This is a genomic window from Nocardioides sp. (genome assembly GCF_035481145.1).
Taxonomy (GTDB): Bacteria; Actinomycetota; Actinomycetes; order Propionibacteriales; family Nocardioidaceae; genus Nocardioides.
On sequence record NZ_DATIHB010000150.1, the window covers coordinates 1 to 6070 of the forward strand.

8 protein-coding genes are annotated in these 6070 nt (G+C 70.6%); 6 read left to right on the top strand and 2 right to left on the bottom strand.

The window, feature by feature from the left end:
• On the top strand, positions 1-255 hold a 255-nt coding region (locus VLF38_RS12730; protein ID WP_325271618.1), incomplete at its 5' end, for an aldo/keto reductase.
• 68 nt (positions 256-323) lie between these two features.
• Here VLF38_RS12730 and VLF38_RS12735 read toward each other — a convergent pair.
• On the bottom strand, positions 324-713 hold the full coding sequence (locus VLF38_RS12735) for a hypothetical protein (protein WP_325271619.1): 390 nt from the start codon (positions 711-713) through the stop codon (positions 324-326).
• A 127-nt stretch (positions 714-840) separates the two neighbouring features.
• On the opposite strand from VLF38_RS12735, the gene VLF38_RS12740 reads away from it, so the two are divergent.
• Both VLF38_RS12740 and VLF38_RS12745 read left to right on the top strand, forming a co-directional pair.
• Entirely contained in the window at positions 841-2118 is a 1278-nt protein-coding gene (locus VLF38_RS12740; protein ID WP_325271620.1) for an NADH:flavin oxidoreductase/NADH oxidase family protein, read from the top strand.
• A gap of 5 nt (positions 2119-2123) precedes the next feature.
• Entirely contained in the window at positions 2124-2714 is a 591-nt protein-coding gene (locus VLF38_RS12745) for a TetR/AcrR family transcriptional regulator (protein ID WP_325271621.1), read from the top strand.
• A gap of 51 nt (positions 2715-2765) precedes the next feature.
• Here VLF38_RS12745 and lpdA read toward each other — a convergent pair whose 3' ends face one another.
• A complete protein-coding gene (gene lpdA, locus VLF38_RS12750; protein ID WP_325271622.1) occupies positions 2766-4166 on the bottom strand; it encodes a dihydrolipoyl dehydrogenase in 1401 nt (466 codons plus the stop codon).
• A 58-nt stretch (positions 4167-4224) separates the two neighbouring features.
• Here lpdA and VLF38_RS12755 point away from each other — a divergent pair, with 58 nt between their 5' ends.
• The 3 genes from VLF38_RS12755 to VLF38_RS12765 all read left to right on the top strand — a co-directional run bounded on the left by VLF38_RS12755 (position 4225) and on the right by VLF38_RS12765 (position 6065).
• A complete protein-coding gene (locus VLF38_RS12755; RefSeq protein WP_107698943.1) occupies positions 4225-4677 on the top strand; it encodes a gamma-glutamylcyclotransferase in 453 nt (150 codons plus the stop codon).
• A gap of 100 nt (positions 4678-4777) precedes the next feature.
• On the top strand, positions 4778-5572 hold the full coding sequence (locus tag VLF38_RS12760; RefSeq protein WP_325271623.1) for a purine-nucleoside phosphorylase: 795 nt from the start codon (positions 4778-4780) through the stop codon (positions 5570-5572).
• Between the two features lie 58 nt (positions 5573-5630).
• Positions 5631-6065 carry an SRPBCC family protein gene (locus VLF38_RS12765; protein ID WP_325271624.1) on the top strand — a complete coding sequence of 145 codons (435 nt, stop codon included), beginning with the start codon at positions 5631-5633 and terminating at the stop codon, positions 6063-6065.
• Positions 6066-6070 lie beyond the last annotated feature (5 nt).

Consider the following 6070-nt stretch of genomic DNA (forward strand, 5'->3'; position numbering starts at 1 on the left):
GGCATGCCCCGCGAGCCCCAGGACGAGCTGGTCGCCGCCCTCGTCGGCTCACTCGCCGCGGCCCACGGCACGACGCCCGAGGCGGTCCTGCTCGCCTGGCTGCAACGGCATCCTGCCGGCATCGTCCCCGTCATCGGCACCACCAACCCCGGCCGGATCCGCGCCTGCCGCGATGCGGCCACCGGGGCTGTGACGCTCACCCACGAGGAGTGGTACGAGCTCTGGGTCACCGCCCGCGGCAGCGCCCTGCCCTGACCTACTGCTTTCGGCAACGCGACGGCCGGCCACCCGCGCAGGGTGACCGGCCGTCGTACGTGCGTGGGTCAGGACATGCAGGCGACGACGGCCTTCTGCAGCTTCTCGTCACCCATCGCGCTCGTGACGGCGGCCTCGTCGTCGAGGTTCTCCACGTCGACGTTGTCCATGAACGCCTTGGACATGCACGAAGCCTGCGCCTGCGACAGCCCCGACTCCTCGTAGATGCCGGTGAGGTACTCCTCGAACGCGTCGGGGTCCTCGCGCGGGTCGGGGATGTCGTCGGCCGAGATCGACGAGTCGGAGGTGGGCTCGCTGGGAGCCGGGGTGCTCGAGGCCGAGGGCTTGTCGGACGCAGAGGACTTCTCGGTGGCGTCGTCACCGCAGGCCGCGAGGCCGAAGGTCAACACGAACGGGAGGGCGAGGAGGGCCGCGCGGCGGCGAAGGTTCCGAGTCATGGTGGCAACCTACGACGAGATGCTTGGCTTCACCAATGGGCAGCACTCCCCCGTGTCGACCGACACATTGCGCGAGAACTATGCATGAATGCATAGTTATCGCACCGACCACTGATGGAGTCCTCCCATGTCCCAGACGACCGAGCCGACCGCCTCCGACGCCCCGACGACCGGCGTCGCTGTCCTGAGCCAGCCCTTCGCCCTGCGCGACGGCATCGTCATCCCCAACCGACTGGCCAAGGGCGCGCTCAGCGAGAGCCTCGCCCGCCGCGACCACACCCCCGGCACCCGCCTGAAGAACCTCTACCGACGCTGGGCCGACAACGGCCTCGGCCTGGTCATCACCGGCAACGTGATGATCGATCGTCGCGCGATCGGTGAGCCGGGCAACGTGGTGGTCGACGACGACCGCGCGTTCGACGACGTGGTCGAGTGGGCGCAGATCATCAAGGCGGGCGGCGCGACCGCACTGGCCCAGATCAACCACCCCGGACGCCAGGCGCCGCGCACCCTCACCCCGCAGCCGGTGGCCCCGTCGGCGGTCGCCCTCTCCGGCACGGCGGGCATGTTCGCCGAGCCGCGAGAGCTGACCCACGACGAGATCCTCGACATCATCCGGCGCTTCGCGACCACCGCCGGGATCCTGGTCCGGGCCGGGTTCGACGGCGTACAGATCCACGGCGCACACGGCTACCTCGTGAGCCAGTTCCTCTCGCCCCTGGCCAACCTGCGCACCGACGAGTGGGGCGGCACATCCGAGAAGCGGCGCCGGTTCGTCCTCGAGATCGCACGGGCCATCCGCGCCGAGATCGGCCCGGAGGCCATTCTCGCGATCAAGCTGAACTCCGCCGACTTCCAGCGGGGTGGCTTCAGCGAGGACGAGTCACTCGAGGTCGTCAAGGCACTGGCCGCGGAGGGCATCGACCTGCTCGAGATCTCTGGCGGCACCTACTCCTCCGCCGCGATGCTCGGTGTCGACCCGTCCCTGAAGGAGAGCACGCGCCGCCGCGAGGCCTACTTCCTCGACTACGCCGAGCGGGTCCGGGCGGAGCTGCCCGGCCTGCCGCTGATGCTCACCGGCGGCTTCCGCTCGGTCGAGAGCATGAACGAGGCGGTCGTCTCGGGCGCCGTCGACCTGGTTGGACTGGGCCGCCCCCTGGCAGTCGAGCCGGACGTCCCGGGCCAGCTCCTCGACGGCACGGTCACCAGGAGCAGCGTCACCCCCAAGCGCAGCGGCATCAAGGTGATCGACAACCTGACCGAGCTCACGGCGTACACCGTCCAGATGTGGCGCATGGCCGACGGCCGCGAGCCGGCACCACGGCGCCACCCCGCCATCAACGTCGCCACCTACCTGGTGCGCAACGGGATCGACAGCGTCCGCGTCGGACGACGGGGGCTCTGAGTCCGATGGCCCGCACGGCGAACCCGGAGAACCGCGACCGGATCGTCCGCACGACCCGCGACCTGATCCGGCGCAACGGCGTGCCGGGGACGACGATGCTCGACGTGGTCAAGGCGTCCGGCGGCTCGCGGGGATCGCTCTACCACTACTTCCCGGGCGGCCGGGCGGAGATGGTCGAGGACGCGGTGCGCAGTGCCATCGACGAGTACGCCGCCGGCATCGAGTACCTCGCCTCCCTCCCCGCCGCCGAGGCGATCCCGCTGATGGTGGAGTTCTGGCGCGCGGAGGCTGAGGCGAGCGACTACACCGCAGGTTGTCCGATCGCCGCCGCCGCCCTCGGTGGAGCCAGCGAGCCGGTGCCCCGCCAGCTCGCGGGCGAGGCGTTCGCCGACTGGATCGACGCCCTCACCCGGATGCTCGTCAACGAGGGCATCCCTGCCGAGCGTGCGCATGCGCTGGGCACCCTCGCGATCGCGGCGATCGAGGGGGCGGTGATCCTCGGACTCGCGCAGAGGTCGAGCAGTCCCATGGAGGTCGTCGCCGACCAGCTGGTCGCCCTCGTCGACGCCGCGCGACCTGGGCCAGCCGCTTCCTGAACGACGACGGCCGGTCACCCGCGAGGGTGACCGGCCGTCGTACAGGCTGGATCAGAAGTTGATCATGTGCCCCGCGATGCCGTGGATGGCCTCCTTGACGGCCTCCGAGAGCGTCGGGTGGGCGAAGACGTTGCGGCCCACCTCGTCGGCGGTGAGGTCCCACTGCTGGGCCAGGGTGAGGACCGGGAGCAGCTCGGTCACGTCGGGGCCGATCATCGCGGCGCCGAGGATCTCGTTGTGCTCGGCGTCGGCGATCACCTTGACGAAGCCGACCGCCTCGCCGAGGCCCTGGGCCTTGCCGTTGGCGGCGAAGGGGAACGTCGAGGTCTTGACGTTGTAGCCCTTCTCCTTGGCCTGCGCCTCGGAGTAGCCGAAGGAGCCGATCTGCGGCTGGCAGTAGGTCGCGCGCGGGATCATGTCGAAGTTGATCGGCATGGTCTCGGCACCGGCGATGGTCTCCGCCGCGACGATGCCCATGGCCTCGGCGACGTGGGCGAGCATCATCTTGCCGGTGACGTCGCCGATGGCGTAGACGCCGTCGACGTTGGTGCGGCTGAACTCGTCGACCGCGATCGCGCCACGCTCGGTGGTCGCGACGCCGGTCGCCTCGAGGCCGTAGCCGTCCAGGCGCGGGGCGAAGCCAAAGGCGGCGAGCATCTTGTCGGCCTTGAGCACCTGCTCCTCGCCACCGGCGGCGGGGGCGATGGTGACCTCGACGCCGTCACCGGTGTCGACGGCCTTCTTCACCGCGGTCGAGGTCAGGATGTTGATGCCGAGCTTCTTGTAGTGCTTGAGGAGCTCCTTGGAGACGTCGGCGTCCTCGGTGGGGACGATGCGGTCGAGGTACTCCACGATCGTCACGTCGACGCCGAAGTTCTTCAGCACGTAGGCGAACTCGACGCCGATCGCGCCGGAGCCGCCGATGATGATCGACTTCGGGAGCTCCGCGTCGAGGATCTGCTCCTCGTAGGTGACGATGTTCTGCCCGTTGGGCTCCACGCCCGGGACGGAGCGGACCTTCGCACCGGTGGCGATGATCAGGTTGTCGCAGGTGTGCTCGGTGACGGTGCCGTCGGCCGCCTTCACCGAGATCGTCTTCGGGCCGGTGAGCGTGCCCCAGCCGTCGATCTCCTGGATCTTGTTCTTCTTCATCAGGAAGTGGACGCCCTTGACGATGCCGGCCGACACCGCGCGCGAGCGGGCGTGCGTCGGGCCGAAGGACATCGTGGCGTCGCCCTCGATGCCGTACTTCGCCTTCTCGTGCGTCAGGGTGTGCGCGAGCTCGGCGTTCTTGAGCAGGGCCTTGGACGGGATGCAGCCGACGTTGAGGCACACACCGCCCCAGTACTTCTCTTCCACCACGGCAACGGTCTTGCCGAGCTGGGCGGCGCGGATGGCGGCGACGTAGCCACCGGGGCCGGCGCCGAGGACGAGGACATCGAAGTGGGTCACGGGCCCAGCCTAGTGAGGGGTCCCCGGATACCGGCAAGTAGGCGACTAGTCTCACCCCGTGACCCTGTACGCCGCCTACGGGACGAACCTCGATCCGCTCCGCATGGCCGAGCGGTGTCCCCACTCCCCTCTCCGTACGACGGGCTGGCTCCAGGGCTGGCGCCTCACCTTCGGCGGCGAGGAGCACGGCTGGGACGGCGCGCTCGCGACGATCGTGCAGGACCCCTTCGAGCAGGTCTTCGTGGCGCTCTACGACGTGACGCCCGAGGACGAGCGGTGCCTCGACGACTGGGAGTCCGCCGGCACCGGCCTGCACCGCAAGCTGAAGGTGCGGGTCAACACGCTGACCGGCGACGAGGTGGTCTGGGTCTACGTCCTCGATGCCCACGAGGGCGGGCTGCCCTCGGCCCACTACCTCGGCGTACTCGCCAATGCGGCGGAGGCCGCCGGTGCCCCCGACGACTACGTCGGTGCGCTGCGCCGGCGGTCTTGCCGCTCGACCGGGCTCTGACTGGGCTCTGGCTCAGGGCTCTGGCGGCTGGCCTCTAACGACTGGGTCACGGTCTGGTCAGCAGGCCCCGCGACGGTCCTCGGCTCACTAGGCTCGCGCCGTGGATGACGCTCTGACGCTGGCCCAGGCCGCTGCCGACACGATCGCGGACCTGACGGGAGTCGCGACGCACGACGTCGCGCTCGTCCTCGGCTCCGGGTGGGGACCGGCCGCCGAGGCGCTCGGCACTCCGCGGGCCGAGATCCCCACGGCGGAGATCCCCGGCTTCCACGCCGCTGCCGTAGCCGGCCACGCCGGGTCGGTCGCGAGCGTCGAGGTCGGTGGGCGCAACATGCTCCTCTTCCGCGGCCGCACACACCTCTACGAGGGCCACGGCCCAGCCTCCGTCGCTCACCCGGTGCGTGCGGCAGCCGCCGCCGGCTGCACGACGGTCGTGCTCACCAACGGCTGCGGCGGCCTTCGCCCGGAGTGGCTGCCCGGCACCCCCGTGCTGATCAGCGACCACATCAACCTGACCGGGCAGTCGGCACTCACCGGCGCGACGTTCGTCGACGTCACCGACCTCTACTCGCCGCGCCTCCGTGCGCTGTGCCGCGAGGTGGACCCGACCCTCGACGAGGGCGTCTACGTGCAGTTCGCCGGGCCGCAGTACGAAACGCCCGCCGAGATCCGCATGGTCGCCGCGATCGGCGGCGACCTCGTCGGCATGAGCACCACCATCGAGGCAGTCGCCGCCCGCCACGCCGGCCTCGAGGTCCTCGGCCTCTCTCTGGTCACCAACCAGGCCGCCGGCATGTCGGGCGAGCCCCTCAACCACGAGGAAGTCCTCGAGGCCGGGCGCACCGCCGCCACGCGCATGGGCGAGCTGCTCGCCCGGCTCGTCCCCCGCCTCTGAGGCCGAGGTGGGGCTTGTGGCTCGCCGAAGTGGGAGTTGTGGTCACGCGAAGTGGGGCTTGTGGTCGCAGCCCTTCCGGTTCTCCTCGACCTGGCAGGTCGCTGCCCCGGCCGGCGCTGTCCGCGCCGTGCTCGAGGACGTCGAGCACTACCCGGAGTGGTGGCCCCAGGTGGTGGCCTGCCTGAAGACCGGCGAGGACGAGGGCGTCGTCCTCTGCCGTTCGTCGCTCCCGTTCACGCTCGAGCTGCACGTCAGCCTCCTGCGGCGTACGCCGGAAGTGCTGGAGTCGAGGGTGACCGGCGACCTCGACGGCTGGGTGCGCTGGCGGATCGCGCCCGAGTCCGTCGGCTGCCGGGTCCACTTCGAGCAGGAGGTCGTCGTGTGCGGTGCCCTGCTCGGCCTCGCGTCGTACGCCGCCCGGCCGGCGCTGCTGTGGAACCACGCGCGCATGCTGGCGGGTGCCCGCGACGGCCTCACGCGCCGGCTCGCGTAACGATC

Bases quoted from the DNA above. Each gene is read 5' to 3' on its own strand.
- VLF38_RS12735 (WP_325271619.1), bottom strand. From the start codon at position 713: ATGACTCGGAACCTTCGCCGCCGCGCGGCCCTCCTCGCCCTCCCGTTC.
- VLF38_RS12740 (WP_325271620.1), top strand. From the start codon at position 841: ATGTCCCAGACGACCGAGCCGACCGCCTCCGACGCCCCGACGACCGGC.
- VLF38_RS12745 (WP_325271621.1), top strand. From the start codon at position 2,124: ATGGCCCGCACGGCGAACCCGGAGAACCGCGACCGGATCGTCCGCACG.